Source organism: Rhodococcus sp. MALMAid1271 (assembly GCF_049195265.1).
Classification (GTDB): domain Bacteria; phylum Actinomycetota; class Actinomycetes; order Mycobacteriales; family Mycobacteriaceae; genus Rhodococcoides.
Genome location: NZ_JBMIRQ010000120.1, coordinates 28232 through 47384 on the forward strand (window position 1 = coordinate 28232; position 19153 = coordinate 47384).

Here is a 19153-nt window from a genome sequence, read left to right on the forward strand (position 1 = left end):
ACCCGGATCGACCGAATCGACACCGACCCCTGAACCGGAGCTGCGCGGGGGATTACCTGTCGGTGCCCGGGGGCATGATAGTGAGATGGCCAGCGACAGCATCGGCACGGGGACGCCCGACGGCACCGACACAGGGCACGAGTCGTCGGTGATGGCGAAGCTGTCTCAGCCCACCCGTGAGTGGTTCGACGGAGCTTTTCCGGCCCCCACCTCTGCGCAGCTGGGCGCGTGGTCGTCGATTTCGAGCGGTTCTCACACCCTGGTGGTCGCCCCGACGGGCTCGGGTAAAACCCTCTCTGCGTTTCTCTGGGCGCTGGACGAGCTGGCACAACTCGGTGCGGACAGCACACGCAAGACCAAGGTTCTCTACATCTCCCCGCTCAAGGCTCTGGCCGTCGACGTCGAGCGCAACCTCCGCGCACCTCTGGTCGGTATCACCCAGACCGCGAAGCGGCTCGGCCTCGACCCACCCGAGATCTCGGTCGGAGTTCGGTCGGGTGACACCAGCGCCGCCGACCGCCGACACATGATCAAAACTCCCCCGGACATCCTGATCACCACTCCGGAGTCGCTGTTCCTGATACTCACCTCGGCGGCGCGAGAGATTCTCTCCGAGGTCGATACGGTGATCGTCGACGAGGTACACGCCGTCGCCGGCACCAAACGCGGCGCACATCTGGCGATCTCGCTCGAACGCCTCGACGGCATGCTGAACGAGCCCGCCCAACGTATCGGCCTGTCCGCCACGGTGCGTCCGCACGAAGAGGTGGGCCGATTCCTGGCCGGGGCAGCTCCCATCGAGATCGTCGCCCCGCCCGCTCCGAAGACCTTCGACCTGACCGTGCAGGTGCCGGTGGAGGACATGACCGAACTGGGCGTGAGCGACCCGAATGCCGACACCTCCGCCGCTCCTCCGACGCAGGGATCGATCTGGCCGCACGTCGAGGAGAAGATGGTCGATCTCATCCTCGAACACAGCTCGTGCATCGTGTTCGCCAACTCGCGCAGGCTCGCCGAGCGCCTCACGGCGCGATTGAACGAGGTGTACACCGAGCGCATCGGGGTCGGAGTCGAGACGCAGCACCGGCCGCCGTCACAGATCGGCGCGTCCACCGACGTCAACCACGGTGCCGATCCGGTTTTGGCCCGAGCCCACCACGGCAGTGTCAGCAAAGATCAGCGCGCACTGATCGAGGACGATCTCAAGACCGGACGATTGCGGTGCGTCGTCGCCACCAGCAGCCTCGAACTCGGAATCGACATGGGCGCAGTCGACCTGGTCGTCCAGGTCGAGGCACCGCCATCGGTGGCAAGCGGGCTGCAACGCGTCGGGCGCGCGGGGCATCAGGTCGGCGAGATCTCCAAAGGCGTACTGTTCCCCAAACACCGCACCGACCTGATCCACTGCGCGGTCACCGTCGAACGCATGACCACGGGCAAGATCGAGGCGCTCTTCGTACCCGCCAACCCGCTCGATGTCTTGGCCCAGCAGACAGTTGCAGCGTGCGCACTCGAACCGATCGATGCCGAGGACTGGTTCGAATCGGTACGCCGAACAGGCAGTTTCGCCACACTTCCCCGGTCGGCCTACGAATCGACACTCGATCTGCTCTCGGGCCGCTACCCCTCGGACGAGTTCGCCGAACTCCGCCCAAGGCTCGTATGGGACCGCGACGCCAATACCCTCACCGGCCGCCCCGGATCACAACGACTGGCCGTCACCTCGGGCGGCACCATTCCCGACCGCGGACTGTTCACCGTGTACATGGTGGGTGAAAAGCAGTCCAGGGTAGGCGAACTCGACGAGGAGATGGTCTACGAATCACGGGTGGGTGATGTGTTCGCGCTCGGTGCGACCAGCTGGCGCATCGAGGAGATCACCCACGACCGAGTGTTGGTCAGCCCGGCGTACGGGCAACCCGGCCGGCTCCCGTTCTGGCACGGTGACGGACTCGGCCGACCGGCCGAATTGGGCCGAGCTCTCGGCGAATTCCTGCGCAGCACCACCGACCGCGGCAACCTCGCCGAGCGGTTGAGCAGCGACGGTCTCGATACCAATGCGGTCACCAATCTGATCGCCTTGCTCGACGAACAACTCGAGGCCACCGGCCAACTTCCCACCGACAAGACGATGATCGTCGAGCGGTTCCGTGACGAACTCGGTGACTGGCGTCTGGTGCTGCATTCGACGTACGGCCAGCAGGTACATGCCCCGTGGGCGCTCGCGGTAGGCGCGAGACTGATCGAGCGCTACGGTATCGACGCCGCGCCGACGGCCTCGGACGACGGCATCATCGTCCGGCTCCCCGATACCGACGACCGACCGCCCGGGGCGGAACTGTTCGTGTTCGAGCGCGACGAGATCGCCGACATCGTCACCGAGCAGGTCGGCGGATCGGCGCTGTTCGCCTCTCGATTTCGTGAGTGCGCTGCGCGCGCGTTGCTTCTCCCCCGCCGCAACCCCGGCAAGCGTGCGCCGCTGTGGCAGCAGCGGCAGCGCTCCGCCCAATTGCTCGACGTCGCACGAAAATACCCGACATTCCCGATTCTTCTCGAAACCGTCCGCGAGTGCCTGCAGGACGTCTACGACCTTCCCGCGCTCGAGGACATCCTGGCCCGAATAGGTCGGCGGCAGATCAGGATCGTCGATGTCGAGACGCCGTCGCCGTCCCCGTTCGCAAATTCACTGCTGTTCAACTATGTCGGCGCGTTCATGTACGAGGGCGACAGCCCGCTGGCCGAACGCCGAGCCGCCGCCCTGTCGCTCGATTCGGCGCTCCTGGCCGAGCTGCTCGGACGCGTCGAACTGCGAGAGTTGTTGGACGAGGGCGTCATCACCGCCACCGAACGCGAACTGCAACGTCTCCCCGAGGACCGCCGCGCCAAGGACATCGAAGGAGTGGCCGATCTCCTGCGGCTGCTCGGACCACTCACCGTCGAGGAAGTCGGCCTGCGCACCCACGGCGACGAATATCGGCAGTGGCTCACCGAACTCGCCGATGCCAAGCGGGCGATGGAGGTCTCGTTCGCCGGCAAGCACTGGTGGACGGCCATCGAGGACGCGGCTCGGCTGCGCGACGCATTGGGTGTACCGCTCCCCATCGGCACTCCCGCCGCATTCATCGAACCCGTCGACGACCCACTGGTGGATCTGATCAGCCGGTACGCCCGAACCCACGGCCCGTTCGCCCTCGAGGACGCAGCGGCGCGATTCGGTGTCGGCACCGCGGTGGTGCGCGATGTGCTGCGCCGACTGGCCGTGGACAAACGCGTCGTCGAGGGCGAATTTCGACCCGGCGCAACCGGTAGCGAATGGTGCGATGCCGAGGTACTCAGGCGGGTACGACGGCGGTCGCTCGCGGCCGCCAGACATGAAGTCGAGCCGGTCTCGACCGCCACGCTCGGCCGGTTCCTTCCCTCCTGGCAGCACGTCGACAGCCGACGGCTGAGCGGGATCGACGGTGTCGCCACCGTCATCGAACAACTTGCGGGCGTACCGGTTCCGGCATCGGCCTGGGAATCGCTGGTACTCGCAGCGCGGGTGACCGACTACACCCCGGCGATGCTCGACGAGCTGACCTCCACCGGTGAAGTGTTGTGGTCGGGTCACGGAGCGATCTCGTCGAAGGACGGTTGGGTGAGCTTGCACATGGCCGAGACCGCGCCGCTCACCCTCGCGGCCGCAGCCGAATCGGACCTGTCCGATCTGCAGCTGCGCGTACAGGATGCTGTGGCGGGCGGCGGCGCGTACTTCTTCCGCCAGCTCTCCGACCATGTCGGTAGCACCGACGACTCGGCGCTGCAGAGCGCACTGTGGGAGTTGGTATGGGCCGGGCGCCTGAGCAACGACACGTTCGCCCCGCTGCGTGCTCTGTTGAACTCGACGGCAACCCGATCGGCTCCGAGCCATCGATCACCCCGTCGCACACCACGTTTACGCTCGTATCGTCAATTCGAGCGACCATCGTTGCCCACCAGAACGGGCCCGCCCACCGCCGGCGGTCGGTGGTCGAGATTGCCTGAACTCGAACCCGATCCCACGGTGCGTGCGCACGCCACCGCTGATGTGCTGCTCGAACGCTATGGAGTCCTCACCCGTGGTTCGGTGATGAACGAAGGCGTCCCCGGCGGATTCGCCACCATGTACAAGGTTCTCACCGGCTTCGAGGACTCGGGGCGGTGCCGTCGTGGATACTTCGTCGACTCGCTCGGCGGCGCTCAGTTCTCCACCTCCGATGTGGTGGATCGGCTGCGCAGCTACGACGAACCGAAGAAGGAGGCCGCCGCAGTGGTGCTGGCCTCCTGCGATCCGGCCAACCCGTACGGCGCGGCGCTGCCCTGGCCGAAAGCCGGGGGCGCATACCACGGTCTCGGAGAGAGGACGGACGAGACCACCAAGCACCGCCCGGGCCGCAAGGCCGGAGCACTGGTCGTGCTCGTCCGGGGCGAACTGACTATGTTCGTCGAGCGGGGCGGAAAGTCGGTGTTGACGTTCGGCGAGAATCCTGACGACATCGGTGCTGCGGCAACTGCATTGGCAGCGACGGTCCGACGCGGTGGAGTGGACAAGTTGCTCGTCGAACGCGTCGACGGGCACGACATCCACGGGACCGACTTCGCCAAGACCCTGACCGCGGCAGGCTTCTCGGCAACTCCCCGAGGTCTTCGGCTCCGCCGCTGAATCGCCCGTGACACCGACCGGCCCGTGACACCCGGAAGCACAAGAGAGGACACCGATGCCCGAGGGCGATACCGTCTGGCGCGCTGCCAACACCTTGCGTGCGGCGCTGGAAGGACAGCAGCTGACATCCTGTGATGTGCGCGTACCGCGATACGCCACAGTCGATTTCACCGGAGAGACTGTCGATTCGGTTGCCTCACGCGGAAAACACCTGCTGATTCGAGTCGGGGGCTGGTCGATTCACTCGCATCTGAAGATGGAGGGCACCTGGCACGTCTACGCACCCGGTGCGCGGTGGCGTCGCCCGGCGTTTCAGGCCCGCATCATCTTGACCACCGCGAACGCGCAAGCCATCGGTTTCGAACTCGGAGTGCTCGACATCCTCGACGACGAGGACGAGGCCGTCGGCCATCTCGGGCCGGATCTGCTGGGTGCGGACTGGGATGCGGACCTCGCCCTGACCCGGTTGGCGGCCGACGCTGCTCGGCCCGTCGGACTTGCATTGCTCGATCAGCGAAATATTGCGGGCCTCGGCAACGTGTACCGCAACGAGATCTGCTTCCTCCGCGGCGTCGACCCCCGCACCCCGGTAGGACAGGCGGGCGACCTACAGAAGATGATCGACCTCTCGCATCGAACGATCACGGCGAACAAGAACCGGAACCAGCGGGTCACCACCGGAGATCGGCGACCCGGCCGGCATTTCTGGGTGTACGGCCGCGAGAACAAACCGTGCCGACGCTGCGGAACCACTATCGAATTCGGCCTCCTCGGCGACAACCCGCTCGAAGAACGCCAGATCTACTACTGCCCGTACTGCCAACGGCCGCCGACCTGACAACTCCTTATCAGTAGGAACCAAGCCTGCTCACAGTTTTTCCGATCACCATGGATTCCATGTTGACACTTGCGATACTCACTCTGCTGATGATGGCCGCGTCCGGCGCGGTTGCCGCTCGCGCACCGCGCACTCTGGTTCGACCGGGTGCCCTGCACCGAGTGTGATCTGCCGACTCCCCCGGGGTCGGCAGATCACACGGCTGTGGGTCGAGGGCGTCAGACGCCTGCCTGGCCCATGCGGGTGCTCTTGCGAATGTAGAAGTACCAGGTCACCACCAGTAGAGCGACGAAGAAGAACACGTAGAACCACAGGGCGGGTTCGATGTTGCCCACGGTGCTCTTGGACCAGGCGTACGCCAGCGGCACGATGAATCCGCCGAAGGCACCGACCGAGGAAATGATGCCGAGCGCGCCTGCGGCCTGACGACGCATGTGCTGCATGATCTCCGGCGTTCCGCCTGCGTCCTCACCCTTCGTCCGGAAGATCTTCGAGATCATCCGGTATGTCGACCCGTTGCCGATTCCCGTGGCGATGAACAGAAACATGAAGGCCGCGAAGAAGAACGGCAGGTTGACCATTTTCACGGCGGCCAGGACTCCGGCCGCACCGACCGCCAACATGACGAAGCTGACCGCCGTGATGCGCGCGCCGCCGATGTTGTCTGCGAGCTTGCCGCCGAGTGGACGGGCGATCGATCCGATGCCTGCGCCCAGGAACGCCCATGTCAAGGCGATGTCGCCGCGATCGAAGACTGCTTTGAGCAGCGACGGAAACGCCGCGGAGTAGCCGATGAACGATCCGAAGGTGCCGATGTACAGCAACGACATCACCCAGGTCTCCTGATGCTTCAACGAATCCAGGACTGGTTTGACGTCTGCCTTCGCCTCGGCGAGGTTGTTCATGAACAGAAATGCCAACACTGCGGCGACGACGGTGAGTGGGGCGTACAGCAGGCCAGCGCGGGTCAGCGCGACGCCGCCACCGGCGACGACGAGCAGCGGCACGACTTTCTGAGCCACGGCGACACCGATGTTTCCGCCTGCCGCGTTCAGTCCGAGTGCCCAGCCCTTTTCGCGCTCCGGGTAGAAGAACGAGATGTTGGCCATCGACGAGGCGAAGTTGCCGCCGCCGAAGCCTGCGGTCGCGGCGATCAGAAGCAGCAACCCGTAGTCGATACCGGGATTGGACACCGCCCAGGTGAGCCCGAGGCATGGGATCAGCAGCAGCAGCGCCGAGATGACAGTCCAGTTGCGGCCACCGAACAGCGGGATCGCGAACGTGTACGGAAGTCGCAGCACGGCACCGACCCCACTGGGCACGGCAACGAGCCACAGGGCCTGGCTGGTGGACAGCGCGAAGCCCGATGGACCGGCAGAACCGTCGGCCCCGACCGTCATCTGAACCACCACGATGCTCCACAGCAGCCACACCGAGAAGCCGATGTGTTCGGCGAAGATCGAGAAGATCAAGTTCTTGCGTGCAACCGGACGACCGATCGAGTTCCAGAAAGTCTCGTTCTCCGGTTCCCAGTTGTGAATCCAGTGTCCCCGTAGGTCCAGTGCCTCGGCCTTCTCGTCACGTTCCAGAGTGCTGGTCATCGGTAATGGACCTCCCCATCTTCACGGCTTCCGTCCGGATCGAATGTCCGAAGTCGATGCCACAGAAGGTAGAGAGCAGCGGTTACGTCGAATGGCTCCGTCCGTTACGCGGCGGTCAAGCTGTCCACACAGACGCCGTAGCTCCGCCGTGAGGTCCGCTGCAGTGCACGCCCGAGGACGGGCGAACGTGGACGGTGCGAGGGGAAACGTGCGGGGAGTACTACCCCTGCTGTGGCGGTGGAGTGGCGAGCACCGGCTCGAGAATTTCTTGGCGGGCCTCGGGAGCGACCACCCGCAGGGCGTCCGCAGACTCGTCATCGGGCTGACGCTGCGATTCGATCTCGGCCTCCACGCGGGCCCGGTACGTCTCGACCTCACGATCGACCATCGCTTCGTCCCATCCCAGGATCGGTGCGATCAACGCCGCCACCTGCCCCGCGCAGTTCATCCCCCGGTGCGAGTACTCGATGGAAATCCGGGTACGACGCGCGAGCACGTCCTCGAGGTGCAGCGCACCCTCCGCAGCCGCGGCGTAGACGACCTCGATCTGCAGGTATGCGGGTGCATCGGTGAGCGGTTGCAACAGTTCGGGTTTGCCGTCCGCCAAGGCGAGAACCTCGTCGATCAGGGAGCCGTAGCGATCGAGGAGATGGGTCACCCGATGTGGATGCAGGTTGTACTTCTCGCCCAGGTGCGGTGCCTGATTGACCAGCGCGAAGTAGCCGTCGGCCCCGACCAGCGGCACCTTCTCGGTGATCGACGATGCCACCCGTACCGGAATGTCCTCGGCAGCCAGATCGACTGCGTCCTCGGCCATCACCCGATAGGTCGTGTATTTGCCGCCTGCGATGGCGACGAGCCCGGGTGCCACCCGTGCGACCGCGTGCTCGCGTGAGAGCTTGGAGGTCTCGTCGCTCTCCCCTGCCAGCAATGGTCGCAAGCCTGCGTAAACGCCGTCGATGTCGTCGTGGGTGAGCGGAGTGATGAGCACGCCGTTGACCTCGTCCAGGATGTAGTCGATGTCGGCTTTGGTGGCGGCCGGATGTGCGAGATCGAGATTCCAATCGGTATCGGTGGTACCGATGATCCAATGCGCACCCCACGGGATGATGAACAGCACGGACTTCTCGGTGCGCAGAATGATGGCGCTCTCACTGACGATCCGATCCCGAGGCACCACGATGTGCACGCCCTTCGAGGCGCGCACTCGGAAACGACCACGCATATTCGACAACGACTGGATCTCGTCGGTCCACACGCCGGTGGCGTTGATCACCACGTGTCCGCGTACCTCGGTGGTGGCTCCGGTTTCCGAATCCCGAACTCGCACACCCGATATCCGATCAGCCTCACGGAGGAACCCGACGACCTGGGTCGATGTCCGCACAACCGCGCCGTAGTGAGCGGCTGTTCTGGCTACGGTCATCGTGTGCCGGGCATCGTCGACCACGGTGTCGTAGTAGCGAATTCCGCCGATCAACGACTTTCGCTTGATGCCGGGCGACATACGAAGCGCGCCGGACCGCGTCAGATGCTTCTGCTGAGGCACCGATTTGGCCCCGCCCATCCGGTCGTAGAGAAAGATTCCCGCCGCGATGTACGGGCGCTCCCAGAGGCGGTGGGTGAGCGGGAAGAGAAACTTCAGTGGTTTGACCAAGTGCGGGGCGAGTGTGGACAGCGAGAGTTCCCGCTCGTGCAGGGCCTCGCGGACGAGCCCGAACTCGAGCTGTTCGAGGTAACGAAGCCCACCGTGGAACATCTTCGACGAGCGAGAAGACGTTCCCGACGCGTAGTCTCGCGCCTCCACCAGGGCTACCTTCAGTCCTCGTGTCGCCGCGTCGAGGGCTGCTCCGGAGCCGACGACGCCGCCGCCGACGACCACCACGTCGAACTGTTCGGATCCGAGTTGGTCCCAGGCCTCTACCCGCTGGTCCGGTCCGAGGAACTTCGTGTTCGATCGGTTGCTCACGTTCAGGCTCCCTCTCCGTCGAAAATCCTCGTGCACCGCGTGGATGTCAGGCTACCGCCCCTTCTGCGCCCCGCGCAGAACCTGTGGACAGCGGCTGCCTGCCGTTCAATGCGCGTACGCGAGCGCCGAGTGCGCCGAACCCAGTCGCTGAACGGCGTCGGTGAGCAGCGGCGGGGTCGAGCCCGCGAAGCTGAGCCGGAGCGAGTGCCGATACTGCTCGGCGGCGGCGAATGCCGTGCCGGGCACGAAGGCGACGCCGTGGTCCAAAGCAACGCCGAGCAGCTCGGAAGTGTCGGTCTCGTCTTCGAAGGTGGCCCAGGCGAACATTCCTCCCGCGGGTCGGGAGACGGTGAGGCGTTGCCCGAACTCGGTCGCAAGAGCAGCCGTCAATGCTGTTGCACGGCAGTAGTACTGGTGCCGGAGGGTGGCCAGATGGGTGTCCGTCCATGCGGTATCGGCCAGCATGTGTGCCGTCATGAGCTGCGTCATCGAGGAACCGCACAGATCGGCACCCTGTTTGAGCAGTTCCACCGCCGCGCACACCGCAGGTGGGGCGACGAACCACCCGACGCGCAGCGTCGGAGCCAGGATCTTCGAGGCGCTGGAGAGCCGGATGACGCGGTCGCTGTGGCACGCGATCGGCAGCGGCGGAGCGCCCGCGCCGGACGTAGCGGAGTTCTCGGCGGCGAACCAGATCTCACCGTACGGGTCGTCTTCGATCACCCAGAAGCCGAAGCGTTCGGCCAGTGCGGCGAGATGCCGTCGACGCCCATCGCTCATCGTGACCCCGCGGGGATTGTGGAAGTTGGCCACGGTGTGGACCACCGCCGGACGCAGTCCTGCCCTCAATCGTCGTTCGAGCTCGACGGTGTCCATTCCATCGGCGTCGATCGGGATGGCCACGATCTGCGCTTCGGCGATCGAGAACACTTGCAATGCACCGGTATACGCGGGTTCGTCGATCACGACGACGGCTCCTGGATCGACAAGAGCCTGCGCCAGCAGCGTCAGCGCTTGTTGCGATCCGTGCGTGACGACCACGGTCTCCACCGGAACCGCCGCGCCACCCCGCACGGCGCCTTCTCTGGCCGCGAGCACGCTGCGCAGTGTGCCGTGGCCGCGAGTCTCGCAGTACTGGACGGCATCCGGGGTCCGCAGCGCGGCCTCGGCTGCCGCTGCGAGGCGCTCCACCGGAATCAGATCCGTTGCCGGCAGGCCACCGGCCAGGCTGATGACGTCCTCGCGCGCGGTGAGAGCGAGGAGGTCACGGATCGCGGAGCTCGAGAGCGAATCGGCACGTCTGGCCAGGCCGGGGTTGGGGTGTGAAGGGAACATGAAACAGACTCCGGGGCAGCAGGAATGGGAAAACGGCCCGCGGATCCGCTGAGTCGAGGAGAGGCGGACGGGTGTGTCCGCCTCTCGACTGTCTCATGTGAAACCGAAATATGAAACGTACTTCTCAGATTGTGAGATCAGTCCAGATCGTCGTGTGCCATCAGCTGACGCGCAGCCTCGATGACCGATCCCGACAGTGACGGATACACCGAGAACGTGTTCGCCAGGTCGTTGACCGACAGGTTGTTCTGTACCGCCATCGCGATGGGCAGAATCAACTCCGACGCACTCGGAGCGACCACCACACCGCCGATGACGACACCGGTGGCCGGACGGCAGAAGATCTTGACGAAACCGCGCTTGAGCCCGCTCATCTTCGCCCGGGGATTGGTGGTGAGCGGCAACATCACGGTGCGCGCAGGAACGTCGCCGGAATCGATGGCCGATTGCGCGACACCCACCGACGCTATCTCGGGCCGCGTGAACACCGCGGAGGCCACGGTCTTGAGCTTGATAGGGCTCACTGCCTGCCCCAGCGCGTGGTACATCGCGATACGTCCCTGCATCGCGGCGACCGAGGCCAGCGGTAGCAACCCAGTGCAGTCACCGGCAGCGTAGATACCGGCGACCGCGGTGCGCGATACGCGGTCGACCCGCAGATAGCCACCCTTGTCCAGCTCGATTCCGACGTTCTCCAAGCCGAGACCGGAGGTGTTGGGAACCGATCCGACCGTCATCAGCGCATGACTTCCCTCGACGGTTCGCCCGTCCGACAGCGTGACGAGTACACCGTTTTCGGTCCGGACCACCGAATCGGCGCGGGCATGCTTGACCAGGGTCACACCCCGCTCGTTGAACGCGTCCTCGAGCACCAGTGCCGCATCCTCGTCCTCGTGCGGAAGAACGCGGTCACGGCTCGACACCGCTGTCACCTTGACGCCCATCTCGGTGTACGCAGAGACGAACTCGGCACCGGTGACACCCGATCCGACCACCACCAGATGCTCGGGCAGTCCGTCGAGGTCGTAGAGCTGACGCCAATTGAGAATTCGCTCACCGTCGGGCTCGGCGCCCCCGAGTACGCGGGGCCGGGCACCGGTTGCGACGAGAACCACGTCGGCGTCGAGAATGCGCTCCTCACCGTCCGCCAACACAGCCTTGATCTGATGCGACGCCATACCGACCTGACTGTCGATCATTTCGGCGCGACCCGCCAGCAGCTCGACGCCCACCGAGGTCACCCGGTGCGCGATATCTGCCGACTGTGCTTGCGCGAGGCTCCTGACGCGGTCGTGAATCTGCGGAAGCGCGACGGCGGCCTGCGATGGATCGAGGGAGATTCCGAGATCGCTGGCACGCCGCATCTCGGTGCGAATTCCCGTCGACGCGATGAACGTCTTCGACGGAACGCAGTCCCAGAGGACGCAGGCACCACCGATTCCGTCCGAATCCACGAGCGTCACATCGCCACCGTGCTGAGCGGCAACCAGCGCTGCTTCGTACCCTGCCGGACCACCACCGATGATCACAATCCGGGTCATTGATCCTCTTCTCACATGCTCGAAATCTCACGCTGTCCGGTGTCAACGGTATTCGAGAGGTCGTCCCCGTGCGTCGGTAAGGCTAGCTTCACTCGTTCCAGGCGAGGGCGGACCAGCGGCGACTCACCGAAACACGACCACGACACGTCAACGGGCCCCGGAACGGTTTAGGCTGGCCGACGTGCCAATTTATGCCGCTTACGGATCGAACATGCATCCGGAGCAGATGTTGCAGCGATGCCCTCACTCGCCCCTCTCCGGAACCGGGTGGCTGCACGGATGGCGTTTGACCTTCGCCGGTGGCGACATCGGCTGGGAGGGCGCGTTGGCCACCGTGGTCGAAGATCCCCAGTCGCAGGTCTTCGTGGTGCTTTACGACGTGTCGGACGAGGACGAGCAGAGCCTCGACCGCTGGGAGGGCTCCGAGCTCGGCATCCACCGCAAGATCCGGTTGCGAATCGAGACCGGCGGCGAGCCGGTTCTGGCATGGATGTACGTGCTCGACGCCTACGAGGGCGGCCTGCCCTCGGCCCGTTACCTCGGCGTCATGGCTGAAGCCGCCGAAATCGCCGGTGCACCAGCGGAATACGTGCGAGACCTGCGAACCCGCGACAGTCGTAACGTCGGCCCTGGTACCGCCTCGTAGCTCCCCGAGACGGAACCATCAGTTCGGATCCAACGCGATCGCGGTCATCACCTTCACGCCCACCGCCAGTGCACGCTCGTCCAGATCGAACGTGGGCTGGTGGATGTCGAGTTGTGGTCCGGTACCCGGCCATACCCCCAGTCGAGCCATCGCCCCAGGTACTCGTTCGAGGTACCACGAGAAGTCCTCACCGCCGCCGGACTGCGCCGTATCGGCCAATGCGCTCGGCCCGACCCGCGCGATCGCCTTCTCGAAGGTATGGGTGGACACCGGATCGTTGACCACCGGGGGCACACCGCGGCGGTAGTGCAGCTCGAACTTCACCCCGGTCGGTGCGAGCAACCCGGTGACGATCTCGCGGACCAACGGCTCGAGCAATGCCCATGTCTCGTGGTCACCGGTGCGCACCGTGCCCGTCAGCATTCCGGTCTGCGGAATGGCGTTGGGAGCCTGACCTGCTACCACCGCTCCCCACACCATGACCGTGCTGGTACGCGGATCGACCCGCCGGCTCAGCATCCCGGGAAGGCCAGTGATGACGGTGCCGAGCGCGTAGACGAGATCGGTGGTCAGGTGCGGCCTCGAGGTGTGCCCGCCGGGCGAGTCCAGCCGCAACTCGACCGTGTCGGCGGCCGAGGTGATCGCACCGACCCGCATGCCGACCTGCCCCACCTGAAGTCTCGGATCACAGTGCAGCGCAAAGATTTTCGTGACACCGTCGAGCGCACCCGCGGCCACCGCATCGAGGGCACCGCCCGGCATGACCTCCTCGGCGGGCTGAAAGATCAATCGGACCCCGAATTGCAGGTTCGGCAACGACGCCAACGCGAGCCCGGTCGCCAGCAGCACCGTGGTGTGCGCGTCGTGCCCGCATGCATGCGACACCCCGGGGACCGTCGAGGAATAGGCGGCACCGGTCTTCTCCTGCAGTGGCAGCGCGTCCATGTCTGCTCGCAACGCGACCCGGGGCCCGTAGGGTCCGATATCGCAGATCAACCCGGTTCCGCCCGGGAGCGGCTGAGGCGACAGACCGGCCGCTTGGAGCCGATCCATCACGAACGACGTGGTGGCGAATTCGCGTCGAGCAAGCTCCGGATGGGCGTGGATGTGCCGACGCCACAGCGACAGGTCCTCCGTGTGATCACCGATCCACCGATCGATCGCGGCCTCGCGAGCGTCCACCCCGATCGTGACGTCTTCTCCCGCGCTCATGTGCGGGCCGCCGCTCGTGCACTCACGCCGTCCAGCAGGCGCGCGCGGGTATCGGCATCGGAAGCCGCCTTCGCGGCAGTTCGAGCGAGACCGAGTGCGCCGTCCAACAATGCACGGTCGGCCGATTCGGTGACACAGGCCGCGGCGAACTCCGGCTGATGCGTCACCGCCCCGCCTGCATCGAGCCCGACGACGGGATGGATACCGGGTAGAACATTGGTCACGTTTCCCATGTCTGTACTGCCCAACGGGCGAAATCCTTCCAACTCCGGAGCCAAGGGCGAACGGCCCAGCGCTTCGATCTCCTGACGAAATACCGCGACCAGCCACGAATCGGGCGTCAAGGCCGCGTAGGTCGGTGACACCGTCCGAATCTCGTGTGTACACCCGGTAGCCACGGCCCCGGCCTCGAAACACGCGAACGCCTTCCTCGTCAGCGTCTCGAGCGACTCGGTGGTGTTGGCACGCAGGTAGTACAGCAACTCGGCATGACCGGGAACGATGTTCGGGGCGGCACCGCCGTCGCTGACGATTCCGTGAAACTGCTGGCCCGGCTCCAGGTGTTGCCGCAACAGACCCAGCGCCACCTGGCTGATGGTGACCGCGTCGCCTGCATTGATTCCCCACTCCGGGGCGGCCGACGCATGCGCGGCGCGGCCGGTGAACTGCACGGCGATATCGGCCAGGGCCAGCGACGTCGCACCCACGATGTCGAAGGGCCCCGGATGGACCATCAGCGCCGCACCGATGCCGTCGAACACTCCACGCTCGAGCATCAGCACCTTGCCGCCGCCGGTCTCCTCGGCAGGTGTGCCGAGTACCCGCACGGTGATCCCGAGGGCATCTGCGACCGGAGCGAGCGAGAGTGCAGCACCCACGGCCGAGGCCGCGATGATGTTGTGCCCGCACGCATGACCGATCTCGGGCAAGGCATCGTACTCCGCACAGATTCCGATCACCAGATCGCCGCTTCCGAACGACGCGGTGAAAGCGGTGTCCAGGCCCGCGACGTTCGTCTCGATCTCGAAGCTGTGTGCTCGAAGCGTGTCGAGGATTTTCGCGACGCTGCGATGTTCGGCGAACGCCAGCTCGGGTTCGGCATGAATCGAGTGCGAGAGTGCGAGGACTTCCTCGGTTGCCGCAGCGAGGGCACGGTCCATCGCGTCGCCCACGTCGGCACTGTTCGATTCGTCGATCACGAGAGACAGTGTGTCACTAGCGCGGCCGACTGTCGGAACAGCTGTACCGTCTTGCTACTTACCGAAGCTGAAGTTGCTGTCGTCGGTCGCGGTGTTCAGGGCGGCCAGCAGATCCACGTGGATGCGAGTCTTGATGCCCGCCAGGTTCGCACCGCGAGTGCTCGTGAGCGCGCCGGCTTTCGCCACCGCGTCGGACAGCAGCGATTCCTCCGGTGCCGTCGCCTCGACGATTCCGGCAGCGAGGGCGTCTGCACTGCCGTACCGACGTCCGGTCGTCATCGCCTCGACAGCGGTCTGCTTGGGCAGCCGGGAGTTGATCAATGCGGACATCCCCACGGTGAACGGCATGTTCAGGTTCACCTCGGGTAGGCAGTAGAACCCACGATCGACGCGTTGGATGCGGAAGTCGTGGGAGGTGGCCAACATCGCGCCCGCGCCGAATGCGTGCCCCTGCACGGCAGCGACGGTGGCCATCGGAAACGCGAGCAGCCGGGTGTAGAGAGTGTGCACTCGGTCGAGGTACCAGGTGATCTCGCCGAGGTTGGCGAACACCCAGTCGGTGTCGAGACCGTTGCTGTAGAACTTGCCCGCCGACGTGGTGACCAGCGCTGCCGGGCCGGTCGATGCCTCGACCTCGTCGAGCAACGCGTGGGTGGCGTCGATCCACTCCGGGTTGAATCGGTTCTCGGGATTGTCCGCGCCGTCCCTGGCACCGAGGAACAGGATGTGGACGTCGCCGTCGCGTTCGAGATAAGGCATGCAGCGGATACTACCCAACAGTAACTTCGATCGGTCGCACATCCGCGGCGTCGATCTCCTACTGTTGTTACTCGTGGCAATCACCGACGCACATGAGACCGATCCCGTGACCGATCCCGAAGCGGCTGCACGCACCGCCGCTCAGGCGCTCGCCTCGGCAACGGGAATCGACACCCATTCCGTGGCGATCGTCCTCGGTTCCGGCTGGCAGGCAGCAGCCGATGTCTTCGGCACCCCCACGGCTACCGTCCGGATGGCAGACCTGCCCGGGTTCGCACCGCCCTCGGCGTCGGGCCACTCGGGCACAATCACCTCGGTGGACGTCGGCGGTACGCACACGCTGCTACTGCAGGGTCGCACGCATGCCTACGAGGGACACGACCTTCGCCGCGTCGTGCACCCCGTGCGCACCGCGATCGCCGCAGGTGCCACGACCGTGGTGCTGACCAACGCCGCAGGCGGCATCCGCGACGGCATGAGTGTGGGGCAACCCGTGCTGATCTCCGACCATCTCAACCTCACCGCGCGCTCGCCCCTGATCGGTGCCGAGTTCGTCGATCTGGTCGACGCGTACTCTCCCGAACTCCGCGCGCTCGCATCCGAGATCGATCCCTCGCTGGAAGACGGCGTCTACGCGGGCCTGCCCGGCCCCCACTACGAGACCCCGGCCGAGATCCGGATGTTGCGCACGCTCGGAGCAGATCTGGTCGGCATGTCGACGGTGCACGAGACGATCGCGGCGCGCGCGAAGGGCGCTCGTGTGCTCGGCATCTCGTTGGTGACCAATCTTGCCGCCGGAATGACCGGTGAGCACCTCGATCACGCCGAAGTACTCGCGGCAGGCAAAGATTCCGCCGCCCGGATGGGCGCGTTGCTGCACGAATTGGTCTCCCGGCTGTGACCGAGGAGCTCACCCAACGCGTACAGCGCTGGATCGCAGGCGATCCCAACTCCGCGACCCGGGACGAACTCGACGGCCTGCCCGATGCCGAACTCGCCGATCGGTTCAGCGGGCCACTGACTTTCGGCACCGCGGGCCTCCGCGGCCCGGTGCGGGCCGGACCCAACGGGATGAATGTGGCCGTGGTGGTCAAGACCTCCGCCGGTATCGCGCAGTGGTTGAAGAACAAGGGCCTCGGCGGGTCGACCGTCATCGTCGGTCGCGATGCCAGAAACGGCTCGGAGAAGTTCGCGTACGCCGCCGCCGAGACTTTTTCCGCCCAAGGTTTCACCGTGGTACTGCTGCCTCGACCACTTCCGACTCCCGTTGTTGCATTCGCCGTGCGAGCGCGCGATGCCGAACTCGGCGTACAGATCACCGCGTCGCACAACCCCGCCGCGGACAACGGATACAAGGTGTATCTGCGCGGCGGTTCACAGCTGATCCCGCCGAGTGACGCCGAGATCGAAGCGCTCATCGCCGACACCGCGGACGCCGCCGACATCCCCCGCACGATCGTCGAACCCAGCGGATCCGACATCGCTGCACGCTACCTCGATTCCGTTGTTGCACTGCCTCGTTCGACGGCACGTGGTATCCGCATCGCGCTCACCGCGCTGCACGGCGTCGGCGGCGAGCTCGCGACGGCAGCTCTGCGCGGCGCGGGTTTTCGTGATGTCCACGTGGTCGCCGAACAGTACGAGCCCGACCCGGCGTTCCCGACGGTCGCATTCCCCAACCCCGAGGAGCCCGGCGCCGCCGACGCGGTGCTGGCGTTGGCGGCCGAGGTCGATGCCGATATCGCCCTTGCGCTCGACCCCGACGCCGATCGCTGCGCGGTCGGGATCGAGGGGCCGGACGGATGGCGGATGTTGACCGGTGACGAGACCGGAGCGTTGCTCGCGAATCATCTGCTCCACGACGCTCCCCCGGACTCCCTGGTGGCCAACACGATCGTCTCCTCGCAACTGCTCTCCGCGCTCGCCCCGGCGCGTGGTGCCCGCTACGCCCGCACCCTCACCGGATTCAAATGGCTGGTTCGTGCCGGCGACGGCCTGGTGTACGCGTACGAGGAGGCGATCGGACACTGCGTCGATCCGAATGTGGTGCGCGACAAGGACGGCATTTCAGCGGCTGTCGTGCTCGCGGATTTGGCGTCCGCGCTGAAACAGGACCGCCGCAGTCTGCTCGACGTGCTCGACGATCTCGCGATCGAATTCGGGGTGCACCTCGGTGCGCAGGTCTCGCGTAGAGTGGTGGACCTGGCCGAGATCTCGAACATGATGCACCGGTTGCGCAGTGAGCCGCCGACACACCTGGCTGGCCGCGAGGCCACCGTCAGCGACTACAGCCGGCGCGAAGACCACTTGCGCACGGACGCAGTGGAGATCAGTGGCCCTGGCCTGCGGGTGATCGTGCGCCCCTCCGGAACCGAACCGAAGCTCAAGGCCTACCTCGAAGTGGTCGAACAGGTCGAGAACCGAGATGGTCTGGACCGAGCCCGGGCGGCAGCAGCCGAGGTCCTCACCCAGCTGACCACCTTCGCTCAGCAGCTCTAGAGCTCAGAACAACGCCGACTGCACCGCAGGCAAGTCCGAGTCGAATTCCCCGAATTCGATGCGCCGCCCCTTCAGCGGGGCCAGATCCACGACGTAGGTCTCGCCGCCGACGGTGGCGATCACCGCCTGCCCGACGCATGTCTCGATCTCGAGTCCGTGAGATCCGGTCGCGATGTCCGCGGGATATCCGACGCGACTGATATTCGCGCTCAGCGCCTCGCGGCCCACGGGCGGTATCCAGCGCTCGTCGATCGGGGTGCACCCGGAGATGCCGGCGGCGGTCAGCATCTCGCGAACCTGCTGTGCCCGGTGCGCGGTGGCGGCCTCGAGCTTGTCGACATCGATCGGCAGGCACAGCGATGCGGCTTTCGCTGCGGAGCGCACTGCCTGCCGAAGCCCCATTGCTTCGGTTACGAGATCCTCGGCCACCCGGACGGCTTTTCCGTCGTCGGCGTGAGCGACGTACTGCGCGCAGATGGCGCCCTGCTCGGCGAGCCTGCCCCATTTGCGGGTGTCGGCTGCCGTCCCGATCTTGAAGGTGCCGTTGGCGAATGCCGCCAGATAGAGCCAATGCGGTTGCATCACATGCTTTTCCAGATCACGTGAGACGAATCCGCTGCGATGCACGGTGTGCACGAACCGAAAGCTGTCTTTGTCGGCGCACGTCGCGCACTGCCCCGACGCGACGGCCCGCTCGCGGCCGGGGCACGGCACGTAGCGCGGCGGGCCGTCCGACCGAAAGGCCATGCGCCCGGTGCAGTACCGATCCGTCGCAGGACCCGGCGCACGGAAGCCGAGCCTGCGGCCGACCAGTTCCTGGAACTCGAGCTGCTCGGTGTCGACGTCGAGCACCCGCAATCTCAGGCGCGGTGC

The 19153-nt window shown here is 65.7% G+C and carries 13 protein-coding genes; 5 read left to right on the plus strand and 8 right to left on the minus strand.

The window, feature by feature from the left end:
* The first annotated feature begins 151 nt into the window (after positions 1 to 151).
* Together ACOQFP_RS23055 and ACOQFP_RS23060 are read left to right on the plus strand one after the other, a co-directional pair.
* On the plus strand, positions 152 to 4681 hold the full coding sequence (locus tag ACOQFP_RS23055; protein WP_421585760.1) for an ATP-dependent helicase: 4530 nt from the start codon (positions 152 to 154) through the stop codon (positions 4679 to 4681).
* Positions 4682 to 4736: 55 nt separating this feature from the next.
* Positions 4737 to 5519, plus strand: coding sequence for a DNA-formamidopyrimidine glycosylase family protein (locus ACOQFP_RS23060; protein ID WP_421585664.1), 783 nt, complete (start codon positions 4737 to 4739; stop codon positions 5517 to 5519).
* Between the two features lie 218 nt (positions 5520 to 5737).
* Here ACOQFP_RS23060 and ACOQFP_RS23065 read toward each other — a convergent pair whose 3' ends face one another.
* The 4 genes from ACOQFP_RS23065 to ACOQFP_RS23080 all read right to left on the minus strand — a co-directional run bounded on the left by ACOQFP_RS23065 (position 5738) and on the right by ACOQFP_RS23080 (position 11965).
* Positions 5738 to 7120 carry a NarK family nitrate/nitrite MFS transporter gene (locus ACOQFP_RS23065; protein WP_206491667.1) on the minus strand — a complete coding sequence of 461 codons (1383 nt, stop codon included), beginning with the start codon at positions 7118 to 7120 and terminating at the stop codon, positions 5738 to 5740.
* Between the two features lie 220 nt (positions 7121 to 7340).
* Positions 7341 to 9089, minus strand: a complete 1749-nt coding sequence (locus ACOQFP_RS23070; protein WP_421585665.1) for a glycerol-3-phosphate dehydrogenase/oxidase — start codon at positions 9087 to 9089, stop codon at positions 7341 to 7343.
* A gap of 105 nt (positions 9090 to 9194) precedes the next feature.
* Positions 9195 to 10424 (minus strand): PLP-dependent aminotransferase family protein, encoded by a 1230-nt coding sequence (locus ACOQFP_RS23075; protein ID WP_421585666.1) that lies wholly within the window; start codon positions 10422 to 10424, stop codon positions 9195 to 9197.
* Between the two features lie 137 nt (positions 10425 to 10561).
* Positions 10562 to 11965, minus strand: a complete 1404-nt coding sequence (locus ACOQFP_RS23080) for an NAD(P)H-quinone dehydrogenase (protein ID WP_421585667.1) — start codon at positions 11963 to 11965, stop codon at positions 10562 to 10564.
* A gap of 181 nt (positions 11966 to 12146) precedes the next feature.
* On the opposite strand from ACOQFP_RS23080, the gene ACOQFP_RS23085 reads away from it, so the two are divergent.
* Positions 12147 to 12611, plus strand: coding sequence for a gamma-glutamylcyclotransferase (locus ACOQFP_RS23085; protein WP_206491675.1), 465 nt, complete (start codon positions 12147 to 12149; stop codon positions 12609 to 12611).
* Between the two features lie 18 nt (positions 12612 to 12629).
* On the opposite strand, the gene ACOQFP_RS23090 is transcribed toward ACOQFP_RS23085, so the two are convergent.
* The 3 genes from ACOQFP_RS23090 to ACOQFP_RS23100 form a co-directional block, all read right to left on the minus strand.
* A complete protein-coding gene (locus tag ACOQFP_RS23090) occupies positions 12630 to 13823 on the minus strand; it encodes a M20 family metallopeptidase (RefSeq protein ID WP_421585668.1) in 1194 nt (397 codons plus the stop codon).
* Positions 13820 to 14983, minus strand: coding sequence for a M20 family metallopeptidase (locus tag ACOQFP_RS23095; RefSeq protein WP_341244566.1), 1164 nt, complete (start codon positions 14981 to 14983; stop codon positions 13820 to 13822). The genes ACOQFP_RS23090 and ACOQFP_RS23095 overlap by 4 nt, the downstream gene beginning before the upstream one ends.
* 93 nt (positions 14984 to 15076) lie before the next feature.
* Positions 15077 to 15781 (minus strand): enoyl-CoA hydratase/isomerase family protein, encoded by a 705-nt coding sequence (locus ACOQFP_RS23100; protein ID WP_206491679.1) that lies wholly within the window; start codon positions 15779 to 15781, stop codon positions 15077 to 15079.
* On the opposite strand from ACOQFP_RS23100, the gene ACOQFP_RS23105 reads away from it, so the two are divergent.
* Both ACOQFP_RS23105 and ACOQFP_RS23110 read left to right on the plus strand, forming a co-directional pair.
* Positions 15780 to 16682, plus strand: a complete 903-nt coding sequence (locus ACOQFP_RS23105) for a purine-nucleoside phosphorylase (protein WP_241257301.1) — start codon at positions 15780 to 15782, stop codon at positions 16680 to 16682. The genes ACOQFP_RS23100 and ACOQFP_RS23105 overlap by 2 nt on opposite strands.
* Entirely contained in the window at positions 16679 to 18280 is a 1602-nt protein-coding gene (locus ACOQFP_RS23110) for a phospho-sugar mutase (RefSeq protein ID WP_421585669.1), read from the plus strand. Before ACOQFP_RS23105 ends, ACOQFP_RS23110 begins: the two co-directional genes overlap by 4 nt.
* 3 nt (positions 18281 to 18283) lie before the next feature.
* Here ACOQFP_RS23110 and ACOQFP_RS23115 read toward each other — a convergent pair whose 3' ends face one another.
* On the minus strand, positions 18284 to 19132 hold the full coding sequence (locus ACOQFP_RS23115; protein WP_421585671.1) for a DUF2797 domain-containing protein: 849 nt from the start codon (positions 19130 to 19132) through the stop codon (positions 18284 to 18286).
* Positions 19133 to 19153 lie beyond the last annotated feature (21 nt).